Source organism: Actinoallomurus oryzae (assembly GCF_039541955.1).
GTDB lineage: Bacteria > Actinomycetota > Actinomycetes > Streptosporangiales > Streptosporangiaceae > Actinoallomurus > Actinoallomurus oryzae.
Genome location: NZ_BAABHF010000083.1, coordinates 1 through 911, shown reverse-complemented (window position 1 = coordinate 911; position 911 = coordinate 1). Strand labels below are relative to the sequence as shown.

The window sequence follows — 911 nt, the reverse complement described above, 5'->3', positions numbered from 1 at the left end:
CCACGAGCCCGAGCGCCCGGCCGGGGCCACCGGCCCGCGGCCCGCGGCGCCCGCGCCCTCCCCGTCGCGGCCCGATCCGTTCGGCTCGCGCGGCGTGCCTCCGGCCCTGGGCCGTCCCGGGACGCCGCCGGCCACCGGCCGGCCCGGCGAGTCCGCGGAGCCGGGACACTCGTCGCTGCCGGCGGCGCAGTCCGGCGGCCCGGCGCGGCCGGGTTCCGGCGAGGCGGGTTCCTCGCCGCGTGCGCTTCCCCCGACGCCCGCCGAGCCGGCGGCGAAGAGCGGACGGCACGCCGGCCCCGAGCGGCCCGAGTCCGGTGCCGAGGAGGAGCCGCGTCCCGTCGAGGACACCACGGACGCCGGCGAGGCCGAGCGCGCCGACGACGGCAGGCCGCCCGCGCCGGTGATCCGGCTCGTGCCGGGTGGCCGGCACGCCAGGTCCGGCCGTGGCCAGGCCGAGAGCGAGCCTCCGGCGGCGTCGCACGCACCGGAGAAGGACCAGGACGAACCGGCGGACACCCCCGAAGCGGACACGGCTTCGAGGACCTCCGACGACGAGGCCGCCGAGGCCCGCACCCAAGAGATCGTCCGGCCCGCACGCGGCCCGCGCCCGCGTACCGACGCCGGCGAGGCGCCCGCGCCCACCGCGCCGCGGGCACCTTCTCAGGGGCCTCCGCCGGGCCCCTTCGCCCGGCCCGGCGGCCAGACCCGTGGCCGCTCACACGGCGAGGAGACCGGGCCGCAGCGCGAGGGACGGCCCGCGGCGCCCGCGGCGAACGCGTCTCCGCAGACGCCCACGCGGGAGCCCGCGCCGAGGCCGGCCGACAAGCCGGCCCAGCCGCCCCGCGGTCCGGCGGCACCGTCGCAGCGGCCGGTGCCGCCGCGGCCCGGCGTCCCGCCCAAGGCGCCCGCGG

1 pseudogene is annotated in these 911 nt (G+C 82.8%); it reads left to right on the top strand.

The annotated features are described in order from the left end of the window. Positions 1 to 911 (top strand): annotated as a pseudogene (locus tag ABEA10_RS50350) (hypothetical protein); the annotation flags it as partial.